This is a genomic window from Plantactinospora alkalitolerans, from assembly GCF_015690345.1.
GTDB lineage: Bacteria > Actinomycetota > Actinomycetes > Mycobacteriales > Micromonosporaceae > Plantactinospora > Plantactinospora alkalitolerans.
In genome coordinates this window covers 1-22,719 of record NZ_JADPUN010000303.1, presented here as the reverse complement: position 1 = coordinate 22,719, position 22,719 = coordinate 1, and the positions used below count along the sequence as shown (strand labels likewise).

The 22,719-nt window shown below is 71.8% G+C and carries 18 protein-coding genes; 7 read left to right on the top strand and 11 right to left on the bottom strand.

Translation table 11 applies throughout. The annotated features are described in order from the left end of the window. Window positions 1-41 precede the first annotated feature (41 nt). A complete protein-coding gene (locus I0C86_RS34050; protein ID WP_196205413.1) occupies window positions 42-209 on the top strand; it encodes a hypothetical protein in 168 nt (55 codons plus the stop codon). 257 nt (window positions 210-466) lie between these two features. On the opposite strand, the gene dapE is transcribed toward I0C86_RS34050, so the two are convergent. Next, entirely contained in the window at window positions 467-1,540 is a 1,074-nt protein-coding gene (dapE, locus tag I0C86_RS34045) for a succinyl-diaminopimelate desuccinylase (protein ID WP_196205412.1), read from the bottom strand. Window positions 1,541-1,655: 115 nt separating this feature from the next. On the opposite strand from dapE, the gene dapD reads away from it, so the two are divergent. Beyond that, on the top strand, window positions 1,656-2,609 hold the full coding sequence (gene dapD, locus I0C86_RS34040) for a 2,3,4,5-tetrahydropyridine-2,6-dicarboxylate N-succinyltransferase (RefSeq protein ID WP_196205411.1): 954 nt from the start codon (window positions 1,656-1,658) through the stop codon (window positions 2,607-2,609). 147 nt (window positions 2,610-2,756) lie between these two features. Beyond that, window positions 2,757-3,281, top strand: a complete 525-nt coding sequence (locus I0C86_RS34035) for a sugar O-acetyltransferase (protein ID WP_196205410.1) — start codon at window positions 2,757-2,759, stop codon at window positions 3,279-3,281. Between the two features lie 63 nt (window positions 3,282-3,344). On the opposite strand, the gene I0C86_RS45265 is transcribed toward I0C86_RS34035, so the two are convergent. The 3 genes from I0C86_RS45265 to I0C86_RS34020 form a co-directional block, all read right to left on the bottom strand. Continuing rightward, window positions 3,345-6,527, bottom strand: a complete 3,183-nt coding sequence (locus I0C86_RS45265) for a putative bifunctional diguanylate cyclase/phosphodiesterase (RefSeq protein WP_196205409.1) — start codon at window positions 6,525-6,527, stop codon at window positions 3,345-3,347. Between the two features lie 192 nt (window positions 6,528-6,719). Then, window positions 6,720-7,370 (bottom strand): nucleoside/nucleotide kinase family protein, encoded by a 651-nt coding sequence (locus tag I0C86_RS34025; protein WP_196205408.1) that lies wholly within the window; start codon window positions 7,368-7,370, stop codon window positions 6,720-6,722. A gap of 37 nt (window positions 7,371-7,407) precedes the next feature. Continuing rightward, on the bottom strand, window positions 7,408-8,079 hold the full coding sequence (locus tag I0C86_RS34020; RefSeq protein WP_196205407.1) for an SIMPL domain-containing protein: 672 nt from the start codon (window positions 8,077-8,079) through the stop codon (window positions 7,408-7,410). A gap of 187 nt (window positions 8,080-8,266) precedes the next feature. Here I0C86_RS34020 and I0C86_RS34015 point away from each other — a divergent pair, with 187 nt between their 5' ends. Continuing rightward, window positions 8,267-9,253, top strand: coding sequence for a DUF4331 family protein (locus I0C86_RS34015; protein WP_196205406.1), 987 nt, complete (start codon window positions 8,267-8,269; stop codon window positions 9,251-9,253). A gap of 136 nt (window positions 9,254-9,389) precedes the next feature. On the opposite strand, the gene I0C86_RS34010 is transcribed toward I0C86_RS34015, so the two are convergent. Continuing rightward, on the bottom strand, window positions 9,390-13,310 hold the full coding sequence (locus I0C86_RS34010; protein WP_196205423.1) for a ThuA domain-containing protein: 3,921 nt from the start codon (window positions 13,308-13,310) through the stop codon (window positions 9,390-9,392). Window positions 13,311-13,532: 222 nt separating this feature from the next. Further along, window positions 13,533-14,543 (bottom strand): NAD(P)H-binding protein, encoded by a 1,011-nt coding sequence (locus tag I0C86_RS34005; protein WP_196205405.1) that lies wholly within the window; start codon window positions 14,541-14,543, stop codon window positions 13,533-13,535. A 102-nt stretch (window positions 14,544-14,645) separates the two neighbouring features. Between I0C86_RS34005 and I0C86_RS45260 the strand changes: the two genes are divergently transcribed. Continuing rightward, entirely contained in the window at window positions 14,646-15,479 is an 834-nt protein-coding gene (locus tag I0C86_RS45260) for a helix-turn-helix domain-containing protein (protein ID WP_323374007.1), read from the top strand. A gap of 44 nt (window positions 15,480-15,523) precedes the next feature. Here I0C86_RS45260 and dapC read toward each other — a convergent pair whose 3' ends face one another. Both dapC and fdxA read right to left on the bottom strand, forming a co-directional pair. Continuing rightward, window positions 15,524-16,600 carry a succinyldiaminopimelate transaminase gene (dapC, locus tag I0C86_RS33995; RefSeq protein WP_230395246.1) on the bottom strand — a complete coding sequence of 359 codons (1,077 nt, stop codon included), beginning with the start codon at window positions 16,598-16,600 and terminating at the stop codon, window positions 15,524-15,526. A gap of 62 nt (window positions 16,601-16,662) precedes the next feature. Continuing rightward, on the bottom strand, window positions 16,663-16,986 hold the full coding sequence (fdxA, locus tag I0C86_RS33990) for a ferredoxin (protein WP_196205404.1): 324 nt from the start codon (window positions 16,984-16,986) through the stop codon (window positions 16,663-16,665). A gap of 79 nt (window positions 16,987-17,065) precedes the next feature. Between fdxA and I0C86_RS33985 the strand changes: the two genes are divergently transcribed. Beyond that, entirely contained in the window at window positions 17,066-18,130 is a 1,065-nt protein-coding gene (locus I0C86_RS33985) for a GNAT family N-acetyltransferase (RefSeq protein ID WP_196205403.1), read from the top strand. Between the two features lie 20 nt (window positions 18,131-18,150). Here I0C86_RS33985 and I0C86_RS33980 read toward each other — a convergent pair whose 3' ends face one another. The 3 genes from I0C86_RS33980 to mshB all read right to left on the bottom strand — a co-directional run bounded on the left by I0C86_RS33980 (window position 18,151) and on the right by mshB (window position 20,158). Then, window positions 18,151-18,615: a hypothetical protein gene (locus I0C86_RS33980; protein WP_196205402.1), complete on the bottom strand. Its 465-nt coding sequence runs from the start codon at window positions 18,613-18,615 to the stop codon at window positions 18,151-18,153. A 116-nt stretch (window positions 18,616-18,731) separates the two neighbouring features. Continuing rightward, the gene (locus I0C86_RS33975; RefSeq protein ID WP_196205420.1) at window positions 18,732-19,211 is read right to left on the bottom strand and encodes a hypothetical protein; all 480 of its coding nucleotides are present in this window, start codon (window positions 19,209-19,211) and stop codon (window positions 18,732-18,734) included. 2 nt (window positions 19,212-19,213) lie between these two features. Next, window positions 19,214-20,158, bottom strand: a complete 945-nt coding sequence (mshB, locus tag I0C86_RS33970; protein WP_196205419.1) for an N-acetyl-1-D-myo-inositol-2-amino-2-deoxy-alpha-D-glucopyranoside deacetylase — start codon at window positions 20,156-20,158, stop codon at window positions 19,214-19,216. 270 nt (window positions 20,159-20,428) lie between these two features. Here mshB and I0C86_RS33965 point away from each other — a divergent pair. Further along, window positions 20,429-22,719, top strand: a 2,291-nt coding sequence (locus I0C86_RS33965) for a prolyl oligopeptidase family serine peptidase (protein ID WP_196205401.1), incomplete at its 3' end; no start/stop codon positions are given.

The following is a 22,719-nucleotide window of genomic DNA, read 5'->3' as shown; positions in this document are numbered from 1 at the left end:
CGCCCACACCACCCGCCGCGCACCTTCGGGGGGCAATTGTGATGACCAACGGTGAGATTGTCCGGCTCCGCCGGGAGATGCAGCGCCGGATCCGGGCCGTGGTGGCCGAGCGCCGGATGGCCCGGCACGCCACGCCAACCGGTCCCGACGACGGGGACCACGGGCCGGAGACGACGGAGTCCCGGACACCGCAGCACATCAACGGGTGATCGACGGCCGGCGGAGGGGGTCCGCCGGCCGTACGGTCCGGTGTCGGCCGGCGGCAAAGGGCCAACCGCCGGCCGGCACCGTTCCAAGCCGCGCCAGGCCGGACCGCGCCGCGCGAAGCCGCGCCAGGCCGGGCCGAGCCGTTCCAAGCCGCGCCAGGCCGGGCCGAGCCGTTCCAAGCCGCGCCAGGCCGGGCCGAGCCGCGCGAAGCCGCACCGAGGGGTCGACGGAAACGCGGGTCGCCGGAGTAGCGGGTGGGTCAGTCGGACGCGAGCCAGCGGTGCAGGGTTGCCGCGCCGTCGCGGATCTTGCCGATCTCCACGTGCTCCTCCGGATGGTGCGCGAAGTTCGGGTCACCCGGGCCGAAGTTGAGCGCCGGGATGCCGAGCGCGGCGAACCGGGCGACGTCGGTCCAGCCCAGTTTGCCCACCGGCGCCTCGCCGACGGCCGCCAGGAACTCCTGGGCGGGTGCGGCGGTCAGACCGGGCAGGGCGCCCTGCGCCGAGTCGGTCACCCGCACCTCGAAGCCGTCGAACACCTCGCGTACGTGCGCCTCCGCCTCCTCGGCCGTCCGGTCCGGCGCGAACCGGTAGTTGACCTCCATCTCGCAGAGGTCCGGTACCACGTTGCCGGCAACCCCGCCGGTGATCCGGACCGCGTTCATCCCCTCGCGGTACACGCAGCCGTCGATGGTGACCATCCGGGCCTGGTAGCCGGCCAGCCGTTCGATCGCGGGACCGATCCCGTGGATCGCGTTGCGGCCGTTCCAGGACCGGGCCGAGTGCGCCCGCCGGCCGGTCGCGGTCACGACCGCCCGCATGGTGCCCTGGCAGCCCGCCTCGACCACCCCGTGGGTCGGCTCCAGCAGCACCGCGAAGTCCGCCGACAGCCACTCCGGATGGGCCGCCGCGACCAGGGTCAGCCCGTTGAAGCGGGACTCGATCTCCTCGGCCTCGTAGAAGAAGTACGTCACGTCGTACCGGGGGTTCGGCACGCTCACCGCGAGATGCAGGGCGTACGCCACCCCGGACTTCATGTCGGAGGTGCCACAGCCGTAGATCAGGTCGCCCTGCACCGTCGACGGGAAGTTGTTGTTCAGCGGCACGGTGTCCAGATGCCCCGCCAGGACCACCCGTTTGGCCCGCCCCAACTCCGTACGGGCCATCACCGTGTTGCCGTGCCGCGCGACCGTCAGATGTGGGACGGCCCGCAGCACCTCCTCGACGCAGTCCGCGATTTCCTTCTCGTCGAGCGAGACGGATTCGATGTCGACCAGAGCGCGGGTCAACGCGACCGGATCGGCCAACACCTCGGGGGTCAGCGGGTTCTCCATGGTGGGAGACGGTACCGTCAAGACCGTATCGGCGGGACGCGTCACAGGCTCAGAAATGACGTTCCACACTCATGACTGAGGGCGTCCCACACGAATGACTGAGAGGTAAAACCCGGTGACGATCGCACAACCCGCCTGGGGCATCGGAGTGGCCACCTTCGCCGGGGATCAGGTGCTCGACACCTGGTATCCGACCGGCAAGCTCGGCCTGGGCGCCTCGCCACTGGTGGTCGGCGAGGACGGCGACGTACTCGACCTGCCGCCGGGTGCGATCGGCGAGCGCTCCCTGCCGGGACTGCGTACCGCCGTGGTGGTCACCGAGATCGGCTCGCTGGCGGACCCGATCAAGGACGCCTCCGACGCGTACCTCCGGTTGCACCTGCTCTCGCACCGGCTGGTCCGGCCCAACGAGCTGAACCTCGACGGCATCTTCGGGGTGCTGGCGAACGTGGCCTGGACCTCGGCCGGGCCGTGCCCGCCGGAGCGGGTCGACGAGCTGCGGGTGGTCGAGCGGGCCGCCGGCCGGCACCTGGCCGTCTACGGCGTCGACAAGTTCCCCCGGATGACCGACTACGTCGTCCCGTCCGGCGTACGCATCGCCGACGCCGACCGGGTACGCCTCGGCGCGCACCTGGCCAGCGGCACCACCGTGATGCACGAGGGCTTCTGCAACTTCAACGCCGGCACCCTCGGCGCCTCGATGGTCGAGGGCCGGATCGTGGCCGGCGTGGTCGTCGGCGACGGCTCGGACGTCGGCGCCGGGGCCTCGATCATGGGCACGCTCTCCGGCGGCGGCAAGGAGAAGGTCCGGATCGGCGAGCGCAGCCTGCTCGGCGCCAACGCCGGGATCGGGATCTCGCTCGGCGACGACTGTGTGGTGGAGGCCGGCTGCTACATCACCGCCGGCTCGAAGATCACCCTGCCGGACGGGCGCGTGGTCAAGGCCCGGGAGCTGTCCGGGGTCAACGGGCTGCTGTTCTGGCGCAACTCGGTGACCGGAGCACTGGAGGCCCGGCCCCGTACCGGAAGCGGCATCGAGCTGAACGCCGCGCTGCACGCCAACGACTGAGCACGCGGGACCGGAAGGCGACCGACGATGACATCCGGCGCGGACACGCCGCCCTCCCCGTCGGACCCCCGCTCGGACCCACGCTCGGACCCACGCTCGGATCCGCGCTCGGACCCCCGCTCGGACCCACGCTCGCCCCGGGAGCGGATGCTGGCTGGCGAGTGGTACCAGGCCGACGACCCGGAACTCGTCGCCCTGGCCCGCCGCGCCGCCGTGCTCGTACAGCGGTACAACGCGACCGACGCGGACCAACCGGAGCAGCACGCCGCGCTGCTCCGCGAACTCTGCGGCACGGTCGGCGCCGACGTCGTGGTCCGGCCGCCGTTCTACTGCGACTACGGCTCCCAGATCCGGCTCGGGGACCGGACGTACGTCAACTTCAACGCCGTACTGCTGGACGTCGCCGCCATCGAGATCGGGGCCGACGTGCAGATCGGCCCGAACGTGCAACTGCTCACGCCGCACCATCCCCTCGACCCGGAGCAGCGCCGGGCCAGATGGGAGGCGGCCCGGCCGATCACCATCGGCGACAACGTCTGGCTCGGCGGCGGGGTCATCGTGCTCGGCGGCGTCACCATCGGCCCGGACACCGTGGTCGGGGCCGGCAGCGTGGTCACCAAGGACCTCCCGCCCGGCGTCATTGCCGTCGGCAACCCCGCCCGCGTGCGGTGAGGAAGTAAGGAAGGGCCCCTTCTTATCGCTTCTTGTATAGGAAGGGCCCCCTGTTAACCACTCTCATCGCGCGGAGAGCGGACGCGAGGATGGCGATGCGGATGGCGATGGCGATGCGGGTGGCGATGGCGATGCGGATGGAGGTGGGGGCTGGGGATCCTGTAGCCAGCGCAGGGCGTCCGGGTCGCGCAGCGGGCGGGAGAAGAGGTAGCCCTGCCCGGACGAGCATCCCATGTCCAGCAGGATGGTCCGGACCGCCTCGGTCTCGACCCCCTCGGCGATGATGTCCAGCCCGAGCGTGCCGGCCAGTCGGATGATCCCCTCGACCAGCAGCCGCTGACGCCGCGACGAGGCGATCGTCTCGGTGAACGAGCGGTCGATCTTGAGTACGTCGGCGGGCATCTGCTGGAGGTAGCTCAGCGAGGAGAACCCGGTGCCGAAGTCGTCGATGGCGACCCGCAGCCCGTGGGTACGCAGCTCCGACAGCTCGCTCCAGACCGGCTCCTCGTCCCGGAGCAGCAGGCTCTCGGTGATCTCCAGCATCACCCGGTCCGGCGGTACGTCGGCGGCGGCCAGTGCCGCGCGTACCGTCGCCACGAACCCGGGGGTACGCAGTTGCCGGGCGGAGACGTTGATGCTCACGTACGGCGTACCGCGCTCGCCCCGGTCCGCGTGCCAGCGCGCCGCCGCGCCGACCGCCTGACGCAGTACCCAGTCGCCGATCGGCTCGATCAGCCCGGTCTCCTCGGCCAGCCCGATGAACTGCTCCGGCGGCACCGGTCCCCGGGCCGGATGGTGCCACCGGGCCAGCGCCTCGAAGCCCACCGCCACCCCGGTACGCATGTCGACGATCGGCTGGTACTCCACCGAGAAACTGAGCTTCTCCACCGCCTCGGCCAACGCGGCCCGCAACTCCAGCCGTTCCACGATCGCCGTGTGCAGCTCGGTCTGATAGCGGCACCAGCGCCCCTTGCCCGCTCCCTTGGCGACGTAGAGTGCCAGGTCGGCGCGTTGCAGCAGCTCCCCGGCGTCGCTGGCGTCGTCGGTGGTGGCCACGCCGACGCTGACCGTGCCGTTCACGACGGCGTCGCCGACCTCGATCGGTTCGGCGAGCGCCCGGACCAGGTGGTCGGCGATCTGCTCGACCTGCTCCGGGTCGTCCGCGTCCCGGACCAGTACGGCGAACTCGTCGCCGCCGAGGCGGGCCACCAGGTCGTTCGGGCCGACGACCTCGCGTAGCCGCTCGCCGGCCGCGACCAGCAGCGCGTCACCGATGGCGTGCCCGTGGGTGTCGTTGACCGCGGTGAACTCGTCGAGGTCGATGGAGAGGGTGCCGACGGTACGGTCACCGTCCCGGGCCTTCTCCACCGCCTCGTAGACCTGATCCTGATACGACGCCCGGTTGGCCAGCCCGGTCAGGGTGTCGTGCACCGCCCGGTGGGTCAGTTCCTGCTCCAGCCGGACCCGCTCGGTGACGTCCCGCATGGTCAGCACGAAGCCGCGTACGGCCCGGTCCCGGCGCAGGTCCCGGCAGGTCACCTCGAGCTGCACCCGCTGTCCGTCGGCCCGTCGTGCGCTCAGGTCCACCCCGTCGGCGCGACGCTCCGACTCGGCGCGCGCCGGGTCCAGCAGGGCGCCGATCAAGAGCTGGTCGTCGGGGTGCAGCACGGCGGCCAGGTCGGTGCAGTCCGCCGGATCCACCCCCAGCACGCCCAGCACCGACGGGCTCGCGTACCGGATCTGGTGGTCGTCGTCGACGATCAGGATGACGTCGGCGGCGTTCTGCACCAGGCTGCGGAAGTAGGTTTCGCTGTCCCGACGGTTGATCTCCTGGGCCAGGCTGATGCGTTCCAGCGCCATCGCCGCCTGTGCCGCCAGTACCTCCAGCGAGTCCCGCAGCGTCGGCAGCAGGCGGCTGTCGGCGGCCACCAGCAGCGCGCCGACCCGGGGGGCGCCGCTGGACCGTCCGTCGCCGACCAGCGGGCACAGCGCCACGGTCTCGAAATCCCGGAGCTGCTCGGCCAGCGCCGGTTGCAATGTCCGGACCCGCAGCAGCCTGCTACGCCGGGCAGCGGCGCTGGTCGGAGCCGGATAGAAGGCGGACGGCACGGCCACCCCGGGGCCCCAGATGCTCATCGCGGCGGCCGGCACCCCGTCGGTGTGGTTGATCGAGAAGACGATCCGGTGCGTGGACTGCCGTGGCACCAGCCGCCCCACTGCGGTATGCACCGCCCGGCGGACCTGCGCCGTGTCCGCGGCGGCCACCAACTCGGCGCCGGCCTGGCGCAGACCCCGTTCCCGGGCGACCGCCTGCCGGTGCCCGTCCACGGCGTCGCCGAGCCGGCTCAGCACCAGGGCGAAGACCACACCGCCGACCACGGCGATCACCGCGCCGTCCTCGACCTCATCGCTGATCACCTGGAACAGCAGTACCGCCGGGGCGAGGGTCGCGGCCAGCCCCAGCAGCACCAGCCGGGTCTTGTCGATCTCGGAGTCCTGGGGCGCGGCCGGCTCGGTCAGCCTGGCCATCGACGGATGCAGGGCCGCCGCTCCCCAACTGGCGTAGAACAGGAGCCAGCCCAGCTCGGTCGGGCCACCGGGCTGCCAGCCGCCGGCCAGCAGCGCGGCGCCGTAGATCAGGTCGGCCACCAGCATCCCGACCGCACCGGTGACCAGCAGCATCGCGGCGGCACTGCGCCGCGAGGTGATCGCCAGCCGCAGGGTGGTGGCCAGCAGGAGCATGTCCAACAGGGCGTACGTGGCCAGCGCCGACTGCTCGAAGGTGCTCGACCCGGCACCGATCAGGTACGGATGGACGACCAGCACCCAGAGCAGGAACGTGCCGACGGTGGTGAAGATGAGGAAGTCGAGCAGCCCGGAGCGGTCCCGGGCGCCGGCGCTGGACCTGGTCAGGCCGAGCAGCCCGGCCCCGATCAGCGGCAGCATGACCAGGTAGAAGATGTCCGACACGACCGCCGACGTGGACCTGGACTCGCCGAGCGGCAGGTTCGCGGCGAGCAGGTAGATGGTGTCGCCGATCGCGAAGACCGCGAGGGCCGCGCCGAGCAGCCACCAGGAGTACGCCCGGTTCGGCCGGTACCGGCGTACCCCGACCGCGACGGCGGTGACGCTCGCCAGCCCGACCGCGCCGGTCAGCATCGTACGGAGCGCCGGCAGGGCGAAGAAGCCGACCACCAGTACGCCGATCCCTCCGGCGTACCAGGTCAACACTTTCCGAGCTGACACGGCTCTCCTGCTGATCGTCGGGACGGCGGCGAAACGCGATCGAAACAGCTTCGCCGATGGGTCTACCAGTCCTCGATGCGCTTCGCTATCACCCCGCCGGTTAGTGGTGCCGACCGATAAGCAGAGTCCACTCCGGTACCAGTGGCTTCGCCCCGGTATCGGCGCCGGTCAGGACGCAATGGACGGCGCCGGTCAGGACGCAATGGACGGCGCCATCCGGACGACGAGATCGGCGCGGTCCGCCGTCCCGGCGATCAGTTCGGCATTGCGCTGGTCCGTACCCCGGGCCCTGGCCGCCGCCTCGACCGGTTCCCGACCGAAGGCGACGTGCCGGTCGGTCAACCGGCGCAGCCGTTCGGTCTCGTCGAGATCGAGGTACCACACCTCGTCGAGCAGCTCGCGTACCTCGCCCCAGGGCTCGGCCGCAAGCAGCAGGTAGTTGCCCTCCACCACCACCAGGGGAACCGACGGCGGCACCGGAATCGCCCCGGCGACCGGTTCCTCGAGCTCGCGGCGGAACTCTGGCGCGTACACGGTGCGGGGCCCGGCCGCCCGTAGCCGGCGCAGCAGGGCCACGAACCCGGCACCGTCGAAAGTGTCGACGGCGCCCTTGCGGGCGTGCCGGCCGAGCCGGTGCAACTCGTTCTCGGCCAGGTGGAAGCCGTCCATCGGTACCAGCTCGGCCAGCTCGCCGAGCGCGCCCACGATCTGCCCGGCCAGGGTCGACTTGCCGGCCCCGGGCGCGCCGGTGATGCCCAGCAGCCGGCGGGGACCGGACGAGGCCAGCGCACGGGCCCGGGCCACCAGTTCGTCCAGCGGCGGAGGATCGGATGCGGGGAGCATCCGGGAACTATCTCACCGGCGGTCGGAGCCGTGTGGTTCAGCTCGGCTCGGCGGGCGGCCCGTCCAACCGGGGCGGAGTGATCACGAACCGGGCCTCGACGGTGGCCTGCACGGTCTGGAGCTGTGGATCGAGGTCGAGTTCCGGCACCCCGCCACCGGCGTTGGCGGCCATCCCGAAGGCGGCCCGGGTCATCATCATCGGCCGGTCCGCCGCGCCGCTGTCGGCCAGTTGCAGCAGGGCGGTCACCTCGGCGCCGAGCGCGTCAGCGTACTCCCGGGCCCGGGCGATCGCCTCCGCGACGGCGGCCCGCCGGGCTTCCCGGTGCACCGGGCTGCCCGGCCGCAGCTCCCACCACGGGCCGGCGACGGTCGTCTGGTCCTGGTCGGCGAGCCGGAGCATCAGCTCGCCGAGCACCCCGAAGTCGGTGACCGTCACGGTGGTGGTGGCACTGCCGGCGTACGCCGAGACCCGCTCGCCGGAGCGCTTCAGCTCGGGACGTATCCACAGTTGACCGGTCTCGCGGCGGTCGATGGCGTCGCCGTACCCGTCGATCAGTGCCCGCACCGCGTCGGAACGTTCGGCGAGCCGGGCCAGTGCCGCCGGGCGGCTCTTGTCCCGGGCCGAGACCGTGACCGCGAACCGGGCGATCTCCGGGGGGACCTCCCGGACCGCCTCCCCGCGCACCACGACAGTGGGGTGATCCGTCATCCGCCCACCCTAGTCCCAGGATCCGTTCACCCGGTCGGGCATCTGTCCACGAATCGGGTGCGGGCCGCCCCCGATCTCACTAGCGTCCCGTCATGAACAAGCCGGGCAGCTGTGTCCAGCGGCAACACGGCGCTGCTGGATCTCCTTCGCAACTGACATCCCCGCCTTGACTGCCCAGGGAGCCACGATGTCCAACCACTTCAGCGCCGACAACCTCAAGTTTCCCGGCGACGACCGTCGCCTCGAACTCACCGACCTGTACGTGTTTCCCTCGCCGGAGGACCCCGGCAAGACGGTGCTGATCATCGACTCGAACCCGACCGTTGCCCCGCCGCCGATACCACCGGCCACCACCGGCCCGGAGTTCCGCCCGGACGCGGTGCACCGGATCAACATCGACACCGACGGCGACGCGCAGGCCGACGTCGCGTTCACGTTCACGTTCTCCGAGTACGACAACGGCCGCCAGACCGCAACCGCCTGGTACGCCACCGGTCCCGACGCCCGTCAGGCCGAGCCGGCCGGCCAGATGATCGCCGAGTCCGTCCCGATCAGCTTCGACGGCGCGGACCAGCCCGTCATGATCGATCAACCGGGGCAGATCCGGCTGTTCGTCGGGCTGCGCAGCGACCCGTTCTTCGCCGATGTCGAGGGCGCCCTGCACGGAATGAAGTGGACCGGAAACGACGACTTCGCCGACAACAACGTCGACGCCATCGTCCTGGAGGTGCCCACCGACCTGCTCGGCCCCGGCCCGATGATCGGAGTGTGGGCCTCGATCAGCCGGCGCAGCGACGGCGTACTGGAGCAGATGGACCGCGGCGGGAACCCGACCATCAACCCGTTCATCAACCCCGACGGCGAGAAGAACCTGTACAACTCCCGGCAGCCGGCCGACGACATGGCCAACTACCTGGGTCCGTGGTCTCAGCTGCTGGTCAAGGGCGGCTACTCACCGGAGGAGGCCAAGGAGACCGCCATGCAGGTCCTGCCCGACCTCCTCCGCTACGACCGCACCAAGCCGGTCGCCTATCCCAACGGCCGGAAGCTCATCGACGACGTCTTCAGCTACCGCTTCGCCTGGCTGACCCACGGCACGCTCCCCCCGACCGGCCTCGAGCCGCACGCCGACCTGATGCCGCACTTTCCCTACCTCGGCCCGCCCAACCCGTAGCCCGCGCCGGTCTTGGGCGACCGGGCCAAGGACGTGACGCTCCCGCAGGTCACCGACGGTTCCCGTTGGACTGTGGCCGGCTGCGGGCCACAATCCAACGGAAACCATGGTGCCAACGGAAATCGTGGTCCGCCGCTCAGCTCGGATACGCCTCCAGTTCCCAGAGGGAGTAGCCGTAGCCGGTGCCCCGGGCGGTTCCGTTGATCCGCAGGTAACGGCCGGTGGCGCCGAGTCCGGTGTGCTCGTCGATGCCGCCGTCGGCGCCGGTCACCGACCTCACCGTGGTCCAGGTGTTCCCGTCCGCCGAGGTCTGGATCTGGTACGCGCTGCCGTACGCCGCCTCCCAGCTCAGTTTCACCCGGCCGATCGCCTGGGACGAGCCGAGGTCGACCCGGATCCACTGCGGGTCGGTGAACGCCGACGACCAGCGGGTGGCCGGGTTCCCGTCCACCGCCGCCGAGGCCGGCACGTCCGCCCCCTCGGCGCTGGACGCGGTGGCCGGCCGGTTCAGCAGCAGGTTGCCGCCACCGCTCGAGCCGGACGGGGTGCCGTACACCTCGAACTCCCAGAGCGAGTAGCCGTAGCCGGTGCCCCGGGCGGTTCCGTTGATCCGGACGTACCGGCCGGTGCCGGTCAGCCCGGAATGGTCGTCGATGCCGCCGTCGGCGCCGGTCACCGACTTCACCGTGGTCCAGGTGTTGCCGTCCGCCGAGGTCTGGATCTGGTACGCGCTGCCGTACGCCGCCTCCCAGGAAAGGCGTACCCGGCTGAGCTGGTACGACGCCCCGAGGTCGACGGTGATCGACTGTGGGTCGGCGGGTGCCGACGACCAGCGGGTGGCCGGGTTGCCGTCCACCGCAGCCGAGGCGGGCAGGTCGGCGCCCTGCACCGACGACGCGCTGGCCGGCCGGTTCAGTGCCAGGTTGCCGGTCGGCCCGGGATCCGGCCCCGGCCCGCCGCCGCCCTCGCCGAGCAGGGTGAACTCGTCGATGTCGTAGAGCCCGCCGCCGGTGCCCCGGAACACCAGGTACAGCGCGGAGGTGCCGGCCGGCGCGGTGATGTTCCCGGTGACGTCCCGGAACTCGCCGTACCCGCCGGTGGCCGGTACGGTCGCCGAGCCGACGAGCTGCCCGTTCGGCGAACCGACCCGCAGCTCAAGGGTGTGGCCGCCGACGTTGGCGCCGACCCGGGCCGAGAAGGACCGCACCCCGGTCAGGTTGTACGGGGTGAACGCGATCCAGTCCCCGTTGTCGATGTACCCGACGGCCCGGCCACCGTGCGCCTGACCGGGGGCGCTGGTCTGCACCCCGCTCGACGACGAGTAGTGCTCGGCCTGGCGTACCCGGGGTTGCAGGATGCTCTGCGCGTGGGTGGTCAGCGGTCCCTGCCCGCCGCCGCCGTTGTCGGTGTACTCCGCGTCGACCACCCCGAAGATGTTGGCCGAGACGTCGTGCTCGCCGTCGGCCAGCGTCCGCAGGGTGCCGGTGCAGCCCTGGGCGCTGGCCAGCAGGTGCGCGTGCGAGTCGTGGCCGAGCAGGTAGCTGACCTTGACCCGGGAGCAGTCGATCGTGGTGTCCTGCGGGTCGGTCACCACCACCCGGAACGACACCGCGTCGCCGAAGCTGAACGTCTGGCCGCCCAGCGGCAGCTCCAGCCGGACCGTCGGGGCCGTGTTGCCGACCGTGATCACCACGCTGGCGGTCGCGCTCCGACCGGTCGAGTCCCGTACGGTCAGCGTCGCGCTCCGGGTGCCGTTGCCGGTGTACGTGAACGTCGGGTTCGGGGCGGTGGAGTCGGTGCTGCCGTTGCCGTCGAAGTCCCAGCCGTAGGTGATCGGGTCGCCGTCCGGGTCGAGCGTGCCGACCGAGGAGAAGGCCACGGTCAGCGGCGCCACCCCGGAGGTCGGGGTCGCCGCGATGACCGGTTTCGGGGCGCGGCCGTTGCGGGCGTACTCGATCCGGTAGACCGCCGAGTGCTCGTCGCCGTTGAAGAACCCGGTGCCGTAGTCGAGGACGTAGAGCGCGCCGTCCGGACCGAACTCCATATCCATCACCTGGGTACCGGTCCACGGGAACGGGTTGATCTTCAGTGGTCGTCCCGCCTCGTCCAGCACGATGTTCTTTATCCAGCGCCGGCCGAACTCACCGGCGAAGAACGTCCCGTCGTAGTACTCCGGGAACGCCACCTCGGAGGTCGAGTTCGGGTCGTACCGGTAGACCGGTCCGGCCATCGGCGAGAGCCCGCCGCCGGTGAACTCCGCCGGCTGCGACCCGGTGTACGGCAGCCAGGCCGGCACCGCCGCCGGCAGGTTGCGGATCCCGGTGTTGTTCGGCGAGTCGTTGACCGGCCCGCCCGCGCAGTTGTACTTCGGTCCCGACGGCCCGGACGGAAAGGTGAACTCGTTGTACGCGTCGTTGTTCCCGGTGCAGTACGGCCAGCCGTAGAAGCCGGGCTGGGTGATCCGGGCGAACTCCACCTGCCCGGCCGGTCCCCGGTTCGGGTCGGCGGTGCCGGCGTCCGGCCCGTAGTCGCCGAGGTAGACCGCGCCGGTCGCCTTGTCCACGCTCATCCGGAACGGGTTACGGAACCCCATCGCGTAGATCTCCGGCCGGGTGTTGGCGGTGCCCGGCGCGAACATGTTGCCGGCCGGCACCGTGTACCCGCCGAACGCACCCGGCTTGATCCGCAACACCTTCCCCCGCAGGTCGTTGCTGTTCGCCGAGGTCCGCTGCGCGTCGAACGCCGGATTGCGGCCGGCCCGCTCGTCGAGCGGACTGAACCCGGCCGAGTCGAACGGGTTCGTGTCGTCACCGGTGGAGAGATAGAGGTTGCCGGCGGCGTCGAAGTCGATGTCCCCGCCGACGTGGCAGCACATGCCCCGACTCGTCGGTACGTCCAGGATCAGCGTCTCGCTCGCCATGTCCAGGGTGTTGTCGGCCCGTACGGTGAACCGGGACAGCCGGTTCACCCCGTTCCAGGCGGCGAACTCGGCCGGCGTACCGGTGGCCGGGGCGCCGCCGCCCGGCGTGTTCAGCGGTGGCGCGTAGAAGGCGTACACCCAGCGGTTGCTGGGAAAGTTGGGATCGGCCTTGATTCCCTGCAGGCCCTCCTCGTCCGAGGTGTAGACGGCGAGCCGGCCCGCGACCTTGGTGTTGCCGACCGCGTCGGTGTGCCGGATCGTGCCGTCCCGGGCGGTGTGCAGTACGCCCCGGTCCGGCAGCACGGTCAGGCTCATCGGCTCACCGACCTCGGCCACCCCCTTGGCCAGGGTCACCTGCTGGAAGGTGCTGTCCACCGTGCCACCGCAGACGCCCGGCGCCGCACCGGCCGCGGTCCGGATGCCGCCGAGCAGATGGATCCGGAACAGCGGCTCGGCGAACGACTCGTCGGTGTGCCCGCCGCCGGTGTACCAGGACCGGCCGCCGTCGTAGTTGTGGCACCAGGCGATCGGATGGTCGTACCCGTTGCCGCCGCCCGTGTACGTCGTCTCGTCCAGGGTGGCCAGCACGTGCACCCTGCCGCGCGGGTTGGACTGGAAGTTGTACCACTCGTCGGTGCGGTTCCACCGCAGCGGCAACGTCTCCGTCGACGGATGCGACCGGTCGGCGACCTTGACCGTCGCCGGCTGTGGTGCCGGGTGCGAGGCGAAGTACGCCCCGACCAGCCCGCCGTACCACGACCAGTCGTACTCGGTGTCCGAGGCGGCGTGCACACCGACGTACCCGTTGCCGGCCTGGATGAAGCGCTGGAAGGCGCCCTGTTGCGCGGTGTCCAGCACGTCACCGGTGGTGGAGAGCCAGACCACCGCGTCGAACCGGGCCAGGTTCGCGTCGGTGAACGCACCGGCGTCCTCGGTCGCCTCGACCGCGAAGTTGTTGGCCGTGCCGAGTTGCTGGATGGCGGTGATCCCGGGTCCGATCGACCCGTGCCGGAACCCGGCCGTCTTGGAGAAGACCAGCACGCTGAACGCCGGGGCGGCACTGGCCGCCGGTGGCGTCACCGCCACCGCGACGAGGACGAGCAGCAGGCTCAGTGCGGCACCGAGCCATGATCGCATTGGATTGCGCACGGACGGAGTCCTTTCCTGTCAACAACGGACAGGCGTGCGCGCCGTTTCACGCCCCTGACGGGGGTACGCCACCCCGGCTGGGCCGGCCGGGGAACGCGAGAAATGTACATACATCGTTGCGACTGTGTTGCCGCCACGTCAAGCGTCAGAGGTGTAAGGAAGGGCCCCTTCTTATCGTTTTCTGTAGAAGAAGGGTCCCCTCCTAACGCCTCATCCGCCGGCGACGACGCCGAACGCGGTGCGGTGGTCCCGGGCCCAGGTGCGAAACGTGGCGGCCGGGCGGCCGAGGATGCGCGGCACGTCGTCGGTGACGGTCTCGTTGCGTCCGGCCCGGGCCCAGGCGGAGCCGATCAACGCCGCCCGGACCGCCGTCGGCTCCAGTCCCGCGGCCGTCAGTCGCTGCCGGGCCGCCTCCTCGATCAGGTCGATCGTGCCGATCGGGCGGCCGAGCAGATCCGCAAGCACCTCGGCCTGCTCGGGCACGCTGATCGCCGCCGGCCCGGTCAGGGTGTACGTCCGGCCGACATGCCCGTCCGAGGTCAGCGCGGCCACGGCCACCTCGGCCACGTCACGAGGGTCGACCACCCCCTGCCGACCCGCACCGGTGAGGTTGGGCACCGGGGTTCCCGCCGCGATGGCGCCGGCCCAGCCGAGGGTGTTCGAGGCGAAGCTCGACGGACGCAGCAGGGTCCAGGCCAGGCCGCCGGCCCGGACCGCCTGCTCGGCCTCCAGATGCCAGTCGCCGACGACCTGATCGGCACCGAACCGCTCCCCGGTGCCGATCGCGGAGAGCTTCACGATCCGAGCCACCCCGGCCGCGCGCGCCGCCTCGACCAGCGCCAGGTCGTGCCGGGGTGTCGGCGAAACCGGTGCGGTCAGTAGGAAGACGGCCTCGACGCCGGCCACCGCCCGGCGCAACGAAACCGGATCGTCGAAGTCTCCCCGAACCACCTCGACCTCGCCCTCGCCCTCGACCTCGCCCTCGACCTCGCCCTCGCCCTCGACCTCGGTCGGGGCTGCGGCGGCAGAGGCCGACACCGAGCCCGAGCCCAGGGCGGACACCGAGCCCGAGCCCAGGGCGGACACCGAGCCCGAGGCCTGGGCTGCGGCGGTGATCTTGGCGGGCGTCCGGGACATCGCCCGGACCGGTCCGCCCTGGTCGCGGAGCAGTCGCAGGACGGAACTTCCGATGGTGCCGGTGGCACCGGTAACGAGGATCATGCCGACGACGGTGCCAGGGTGCCGTACCCGGCTACTAGGACGTTTCGGCACGGTCGGCCGCAGGCCGGCGGCGGGCCGGGCCGACCGCCCTACCCTGGACCGGTGGAGATCATCGCGGTACGCCCCCCGCTGTTGCCGCCAGCGCTACGGACGCTGGTCTCCGGGATCGACCTCGCCCGGCCGGCCGCCGACCGGCATCCGGATCCCGTCGAGCGGATCGTGGTGGACCAGCCCGACCACGCCACCTCGCTCGTCTGGCGGTGGGCGCCGGACGGCCGGTCCGAGTTCGTGGTGCTGGGACCCCGCACCCGGGCCGGGTACCACCTGCACCGGCCGGCACCGCCGTGCCTGCGGGTACGCCTGCATCCCGGGCGGGCCCACCTGCTGCTGGGACGGCCGGCGCGGGACCTGGTGGACCAGGCGGTGCCGGCACGCGCCTTCCTCGGTGGTCCGGCGGACCGGTTCGTCCGGATGCTGGGCGGGTTGCTGCAGAGACCGGACGGCGACGTGGAGCCGACGGACCTGGTCGCCACACTGGCAGAGGCGCTTACCGGGTACCTGTCGGACCGGCCGGTGGCCCAAGTCCGGCAGAGCGATCTGGTACGCCGGGCGACCGCCCTGCTCTCCCCCGCCCCCGGCCGACGTCCTGAGCCGGTACGCGCGGCTGCCCGTCGGCTGCACGTCAGCGAGCGGCAGTTGCGGAACCTGTTCGACGAGGCGGTCGGCGTCTCGCCCCGGCACTTCGTACAGATCGACCGGGTACGCGGCGTACTCGCCCGAGCCCGGCCGGGGCGGCTGGCGGAACTCGCCGACGGTGCCGGTTACTACGACCAGTCGCACCTGACGGCAGAATTTCGCCGGTTGATGGGTGTACCGCCCGGGGCCTTCCTCGCCGGGCGCCGTCCCGCACCGGTCGCCTGCCACCAGATCGGTTAACAGGGGGCCCTTCCACCGCCGAAAACGATAAGCGGGGGCCCTTCCTAACCGGCAAGGCGGTCTGCTGCGGCTGCCACTCGCTCGTCGGTGGCCGTGAGCGCTACCCGTACGTGACGGTTGCCGGCGGGGCCGTAGAACTCGCCCGGCGCGACCAGGATGCCCCGCTGGGCGAACCAGTCCACCGTCGTCCAGCAGTCCTCGTCGCGGGTGGCCCACAGGTAGAGGCCGGCGGCCGAGTACCCGATCTCGAAACCCGCCTTGACCAGTGCGTCCCGCAGCACCTCACGCCGGGCCGCGTACCGGGACCGTTGCTCGGCCACGTGCTCGGAGTCGTCGAGCGCCGCGACCATCGCCGCCTGCACCGGAGCGGGCATGATCATCCCCGCGTGCTTGCGCACCGTGAGCAGGGCGTCGACGATCGCCCGGTCCCCGGCGACGAAGCCGGCCCGGTAGCCCGCCAGGTTGGATCGCTTGGACAGTGAGTGCACGGCGATCAGGTTCGAGTAGTCGCCGTCGGAGACGTCCTGGTGCAGTACCGAGGTCGGTGTCTCCTCCCAGCCCAGCGAGAGGTAGCACTCGTCGCTGGCGACCACCGCACCGCGCTCGCGGGCCCAGTCCACCGTCTTGCGCAGGTGTGCCGGGGGCAGCACCTGTCCGGTGGGGTTGGACGGCGAGTTGACCCAGACGAGTCGTACCCTCGGATCCGGCCCGACGGCGGTCAGCGAGTCGGCCCGGACGACCTCCGCACCGGCCAGCCTCGCCCCGACCGCGTAGGTCGGGTAGCAGACCCGGGGGATCACCACCACGTCGCCGGGGCCGACCCCGAGCAGGGTGGGCAGCCAGGCGACCAGCTCCTTGGAGCCGATCGTCGGCAACACCCCGACCAGGTCCGGCTCGGCCCCGCAGGCCCGAGCCACCCAGCTCGTCAGGGCCGCGCGCAGGGCCGGGGAGCCGGCGGTCAGCGGATAGCCCGGCGCGTCCGAGGCCGCCGCGAGGGCGGCCCGGATCGACGCGGGCACCGGGTCGACCGGGGTACCCATCGAGAGGTCGACCATCCCGTCCGGGTGCTGTCCGGCCAGGGTCTTGGCCGGTACGAGCAGGTCCCACGGAAAGTCGGGCAGGTTGCCGGTACGGCCGGCCGGAGCGCCGTCAGACGCCCGGCCGGGAGCCGGTGTTTCGGGGCTCAGTGCTCACCCCGAGCCGGCTGGGCCGCGATGAAGGGGGTGTCCTTCTCGATCTTCCCGGTCTTCGAGGCGCCACCCGGCGAACCGAGGTCCTCGAAGAACTCGTAGTTCGCAGTGGTGTAGTCCTTCCACTGCTCCGGTACGTCGTCCTCGTAGAAGATCGCTTCTACCGGGCAGACCGGCTCACACGCCCCGCAGTCGACGCACTCGTCGGGGTGGATGTAGAGCATCCGGTTGCCCTCGTAAATGCAGTCGACCGGGCATTCCTCGATGCATGCCTTGTCGAGCACATCCACGCACGGCTCGGCGATGATGTAGGTCACCGATCTTCTCCTCCGCAAGCCACGCCGCGATCGACCGCGACGGTAAGAGCCTAGTATGTCGCCGGGGAGGGGGTCGATCGTGCTCGGACGGCGGGATGTGGGACACCGGATCGTGGTTCGGCGGATTGTCGGAAATCAGAGCGGTCGTACCCTGTTCACCGACGCTCTCGGCGAGCTTGTCGACCTGACCGAGACCCATCTCACGCTGGCCACCGCGCACGGGCCGCTGCGGGTACCCCTCGGCGAGGTGCACCGGGCCAAGCGGGTGCCGCCGGCCAGGCGCCCGAGCGCGACGGCGGTGATCGAACTCGAACTGGCCTCGGACGAGGCGTGGCCCGCTCCGGTCCGGGAGCGGCTCGGCGACTGGCTGCTCCGTGCCGCCGACGGATGGACCGGCCGGGCGAACTCGGCCCTTCCGATCGGTGACCCGGACCGCCCGTTGGAAGACGCGATCGACGCGGTGGAGCACTGGTACGCGGACCGGGGCCAGCCGGCACTGGTCAACGTTCCCCTCCCACTGGCCGCTCCGGTCGGCGCGGCCCTCGACGAGCGTGGCTGGACCACCCGGCCGCTGGTACTGGTGCAGACCGTCCCGCTGACGGCGATCCTGGACGCGGCGCCGGCCAGGACGGATGTCCCCGCGGTGGAGCTGGCGGACACGCCGTCGGCCGGCTGGTTCGGGCTGGCCGCGAACCGCAAGGCGAAGCAGGCGCACGGGCGAGGGGCCGCCCCGTTGCCGGCGACCGAGTTGCCCGCCGCCGCGCAGCACGTGCTCACCGCCGTGGACCAGGTCCGCTTCGCCCACCTGTACGCGGAGCCGACCGGCGCCGGAGGCCGATCCGCCGAAGGCCGGGCCGGCGAGGGGCGGTCCGGCGAGGGGCGGGAACTGGTCGCGGTGGCTCGGGGCACGGTCACCGGTCAGGGGCGCTGGCTGGGGCTGAGCCTGATCGAGGTGGTTCCGGCGGCCCGGCGCCAGGGTCTCGCCCAGCACGTGGTCCGCGCCCTGGCCGAGTGGGCCGTCGAGGCGGGTGCGACCGGTGCCTTCCTACAGGTCGAGGAGCGGAACGAGGCCGCTGTGTCGCTGTACCGGCGGTTGGGGTTCACCACGCACCACACCTACCAGACCCGGGTCGCGCCGCACTGACCCCGGCCGGAGCGCCGTCGTCAGCGCCGGACGACGCGGCGCGGCTTCGCCTGCTTGGCCTCCGCGAAACGCTTGAGCGACCGTGACCGGTAGTCCCGACCGAGCGCGGTCAGCAGCAGGTAGCCCAGCAGTACGCCACCGGCGGTGAAGCCGGCGTAGAGCCAGATCTGTGAGAAGAATGCGCCGGCACCGGCGCCGAACGGTTGGCTCCCGCTGATGAAGGGCCCGACGAAGATCGTCAGAACCATCGCGATCAGCACGGAAAGCGCCATCTCCCCGCCCCAGTCCGGCAGGGGACGGCGCTGCCCCCGGATGAACGCGAGGGTCGCCAGGACCAGCCCGATCGTGGCGAACATGGCCAGCGAGAGCCGGTCCTGCAGTTCGGTGTCGTCACCAAAGGCGAACCGGGCGACGAGTCGCGCCAGCACGTTGATCCCGAACAGCACACCCGCGAGCACTCCGACCGGCAGCCAACGCTCCTTCATCGCACGTCCTCTTGGCGTAGGGCCCCACCGTCGTTGGGGCATTCTTGCCACAGAGTTCTACCACCCGTCGCTGAGTGGATCCATGGTGCGAATACCCTACGGCCCCGGCATGGAGGTCAGCGCCGGCCCAGCCCTGGCTCGGCACCGCGTGGCGCAATGATCATCCGGAACCCCATGACCGCGAAGGCCACCGAACCGCCGAAGATCATCGCCAGCCCTACCCAGTTGTTGTTGGCGATCAGGACGTCCCCCTCCGAGGTGCCCCCGGCCGCCACCACCATCAGCATGAACCACACGATGGCCGGCAGCGCGAACGCCCACCGACGGCCGACGGCCCGGGGCGCGAACCAGCCCAGCGCCACGTTGGCCAGGACCGCTAACAGCGCCGACACCCCGACCAGCACGCCGCCGACCCGGAGCGTGGCGAGCATCAGCTCCAGAACGGCGGTTACCACCGCCCCGGCCACCGCGACCAACCCGCCGACGACCCTCAGCACGACGTCCAGCGCGGTCAGGACCGCGGGCCGGCCGGCCGGCGGCAGGTCGGGGTTCAGTTCCGGCGACGCGGACATCGGCAGGCTCGGCAGGCTCGGCAGGGTCACCGTGCGCCCGCCTCCGCCGGTGTACCGACCGGGGGCGTCGGCACCACCGCCGGGTTGCCGTCGGAGGAATCCGACGGCACCGTGGAGAATCCGGCTGGCAGGGACAGGCCGGCGAACAGATCGTCCTCCCAGCCGTACGGCCCGGAGCCCGGGCCCTTGGCTCCGGCGGCCAGGGTGTAGTACTCCACGCCCATGAACTCACCGCCGAAGTTGCTGGCGATCGAGTAGAGCCAGGAGTTGTCCGGGATCTGGGTCGCGTGTGCCCGCATGGCCGCCTCCTTGGCGGCGTGGTGGTCGGTGCCGTCGATCCGGGCCGCGATCTGCGCGTCGGGCGTACCGAACGGCAGCTCGTCGGCCTGGTCCGTGCCCGCGAACGGATTGTCCGCCGAGTCCGCGAACGCGAGCAGGCCCGCCTCCAGCACGCTCTTCGGCATCGCCGTCCAGTAGATCTTGGCGGGGCCGAAGCCCTCGGCCGTGGCCAGTTCCGCCGCGCGCATCGCCACCCGGTGCGCCTGGATGTGGTCGGGGTGCCCGTAGAAGCCGTTCGGGTCGTAGGTGACCAGCACCTGCGGCCGTACCTCACGCATGATCTCGACCAGGTAGCCCGCCGCCTCGTCGAGATCGGCCTGCCAGAAGGCTCGTGGATGGTCGTTGGTGGCCAGGCCCATCATGCCCGAGTCGCGGTACCGCCCGGCACCGCCGAGAAACCGATGGTCCCGTACGCCCAGCGCGGCGCACGCGCCGGCCAGTTCGGCGATCCGGTAGCCGCCCAACTGGTCGCCCTCGGCGGCGGCGAGCCCGGCCAACGCGGGCACGTGGATCTCGCCCTCCTCGCCGAGGGTGCAGGTGACCAGGGTGACCCCGCCACCGGCCGCCGCGTAGTGGGCCATCGTCGCGCCGGTCCCGATCGCCTCGTCGTCGGGATGTGCGTGCACCAGCATCAGCCGCCGAGCGGGTGGCTCCGGAGCCGTCCGGGCCGGGTCGGACGCGTCGGACGGGTCGATCGGACCCGACGGGTCGGTAGGACCGGCGAGGTCGGCTGAGGCGGCCAGATTCGTCACCCGGGCCACTTTACGCGGCGGGGCCCGACATTCCGTGTCCAGGGAGTTAGTCGACATACCCGGAGAGTTAGCGGCTGGCTACGGCCATCTGACTGACACGCGATAGCCGGCTCGGCCACATCATCGATCGCCCGGCTCTACGATCACGATGTGGACTACCCGGAGCTGGCTGCCCGAACCCGCCGCTTCAGCCGCGGCGCGCCGCGGGCGGTGACGGTGGCCAACGACGGCTCACGGGTCCTCTTCCTCCGTTCCGGTGGCCCGACCGACCCGGTCGAGGCGCTCTGGCAGTTCGATGTCGCGTCCGGCACCGAACGACTCGTCGCCGATCCCGCCGGACTGCTCGGGCCCGACGGCCCAGACGGCACCGCCGACGGCGACATCGACCGGATTCCGACCGGCGTGGGCCCGGCCGCGATGCAGGGCGACCCCGGACCCCTTGCCGGACTACCGGACGGAACCGACCCCGCCGACCCGACCGCCGCCGCCCCGCACTCGACGGAGCAGGCACTGCGGGAACGGCTCCGGCTGAGCGCCTCGGGCATCGCCCAGTACGCGACCGACCCGGCGGCCCGGGTGGCCGTCTTCACCGTCTCCGGACGGCTGTTCCGGGCGGACCTGATCCACGGCGACGTGGTCGAGGTGGCCGTCGCCGGTCCGGTGGTCGATCCCCGTCCGGATCCGACCGGTCAGCGCCTCGCGTACGTCACCGACACGTCCCACGCCGCCGAGCCGGCCGGCACCGGCGGCAACGGCGGCACTGGCGGCAACGGCGGTGCCTCCAGCGGGGCCGACGCGGCGGGTACCGGGCGGATCGGACAGCTCCGGGTGGTCGAGCACGACGGCACCGACACCCTGCTGGCCGGCGAGGACGCCGGGGTCACCTGGGGGCTGGCCGAGTTCATCGCGGCCGAGGAGTTCGACCGGTTCCGAGGTTACTGGTGGGCGCCGGACGGCCGGTCCATCCTCGCCGCCCGGGTCGACGAGTCGCGGCTGCCCCGCTGGCACCTGCACGATCCCGGTGATCCGGCCAGCCCGCCGCGCTCGGTGGCGTACCCCCGGGCGGGTGGGCCGAACGCCGAGGTCAGTCTGCATCTGCTGGACCTCGACGGCGGCTGGGTCGACGTGCACTGGGACCGGGAGACCTATCCCTACCTGGTCTCGGTGGAGTGGGCCGAGACCGGTCCGCTGATCACCGTGCTGCGCCGGTTGCAGCAGCACGGCCTGGTGCTGGCCGTCGACCCGCGCACCGGCGAAACCCAGGTGCACGCCGAACTCGCCGATCCGCGCTGGGTCGACCCGGTCGCCGGCACCCCCCGGCACCTGCCCGACGGTCGGGTGCTGGTCGGCGGCGAACTCGCACACGACGGTTACGACGCCCGGTGTCTGTTCGCCGACGGCACCCTGCTCACCCCGCCCTCGCTCTACGTCCGCCGGGTGGTCGGCTGGTTGCCGAACCGGAACGGCAGCCCCGACCTGCTGGTCGAGGGAAGCAACGGCGAGCCGAGCCAGCAGCACCTGTTCCGGATCCGTACCGCGATCGGGGCCGGCGGGATCGACGCCCGGCGGCTCACCGCGGACCCGGGCTGGCACAGCGCGGTGGTCGGCGGCGACGTGTTGGTGGTGCAGGCCAGGTCGCTGGACCAGGCGGGCGGTCAGTGGACGGTCTGGCAGGGCGACCGGGAGGTGGGCGTCCTGCGGTCGTCGGCGGCGACGCCGCCGTACGCGCCCCGGCCCGCGCTCGAACGGGTCACCGACCGCCGGTTGCCGGCCGCGGTGGTCTATCCCGGCAACCACGTCGCCGGCCGCCGACTTCCGGTCCTGCTGGACGTGTACGGCGGCCCGGGGCACCAGGAGGTGGTCGCCGCCCGGTCCGTGTGGCTGGAGCGGCAGTGGTGGGCCGATCGCGGGTTCGCCGTGGTCACCATCGACAACCGGGGTACGCCCGGGGTCGCGCCCTCCTTCGAGAAGGTGATCCACCGGCGCCTCGCCGACGTGATCCTGGCCGACCAGGCGGACGCGCTCACCGCACTGGCCGGCAAGCATCCCGATCTCGACCTCGGCCGGGTCGCGATCCGGGGCTGGTCGTTCGGCGGCTGGCTGGCCGCGCTCGCGGTGCTGCGCCGCCCCGACCTGTTCCGGTGCGCGATCGCCGGAGCCCCGGTCACGGACTGGACGCTCTACGACACCGCGTACACCGAGCGCTACCTCGGGATGCCCTCGGACAGTCCCGAGGTGTACGCCCACCACTCACTGCTCGAACTGGCCCGGGAGCCGGTGCGCGCCCCCGACGAGGCCCGGCCGATCCTGCTGGTGCACGGTCTCGCCGACGACAACGTGGTGGCCGCGCACACCCTGCGGCTCTCCGCCGCACTGCTGGCGACCGGACGCCCGCACTCGGTCCTGTCTCTGATACACATCTCCGAGCCCACGAGCCCGGA

What these genes read in the sequence shown, in the direction of transcription:
- I0C86_RS34050 (WP_196205413.1), top strand. Translation starts at nt 42, where the DNA reads ATGACCAACGGTGAGATTGTCCGGCTCCGCCGGGAGATGCAGCGCCGG.
- dapE (WP_196205412.1), bottom strand. Translation starts at nt 1,540, where the DNA reads ATGGAGAACCCGCTGACCCCCGAGGTGTTGGCCGATCCGGTCGCGTTG.
- I0C86_RS34035 (WP_196205410.1), top strand. Translation starts at nt 2,757, where the DNA reads ATGCTGGCTGGCGAGTGGTACCAGGCCGACGACCCGGAACTCGTCGCC.
- I0C86_RS34025 (WP_196205408.1), bottom strand. Translation starts at nt 7,370, where the DNA reads ATGCTCCCCGCATCCGATCCTCCGCCGCTGGACGAACTGGTGGCCCGG.
- I0C86_RS34020 (WP_196205407.1), bottom strand. Translation starts at nt 8,079, where the DNA reads ATGACGGATCACCCCACTGTCGTGGTGCGCGGGGAGGCGGTCCGGGAG.
- I0C86_RS34015 (WP_196205406.1), top strand. Translation starts at nt 8,267, where the DNA reads ATGTCCAACCACTTCAGCGCCGACAACCTCAAGTTTCCCGGCGACGAC.
- I0C86_RS34010 (WP_196205423.1), bottom strand. Translation starts at nt 13,310, where the DNA reads ATGCGATCATGGCTCGGTGCCGCACTGAGCCTGCTGCTCGTCCTCGTC.
- I0C86_RS34005 (WP_196205405.1), bottom strand. Translation starts at nt 14,543, where the DNA reads ATGATCCTCGTTACCGGTGCCACCGGCACCATCGGAAGTTCCGTCCTG.
- I0C86_RS33980 (WP_196205402.1), bottom strand. Translation starts at nt 18,615, where the DNA reads ATGAAGGAGCGTTGGCTGCCGGTCGGAGTGCTCGCGGGTGTGCTGTTC.
- mshB (WP_196205419.1), bottom strand. Translation starts at nt 20,158, where the DNA reads ATGCTGGTGCACGCACATCCCGACGACGAGGCGATCGGGACCGGCGCG.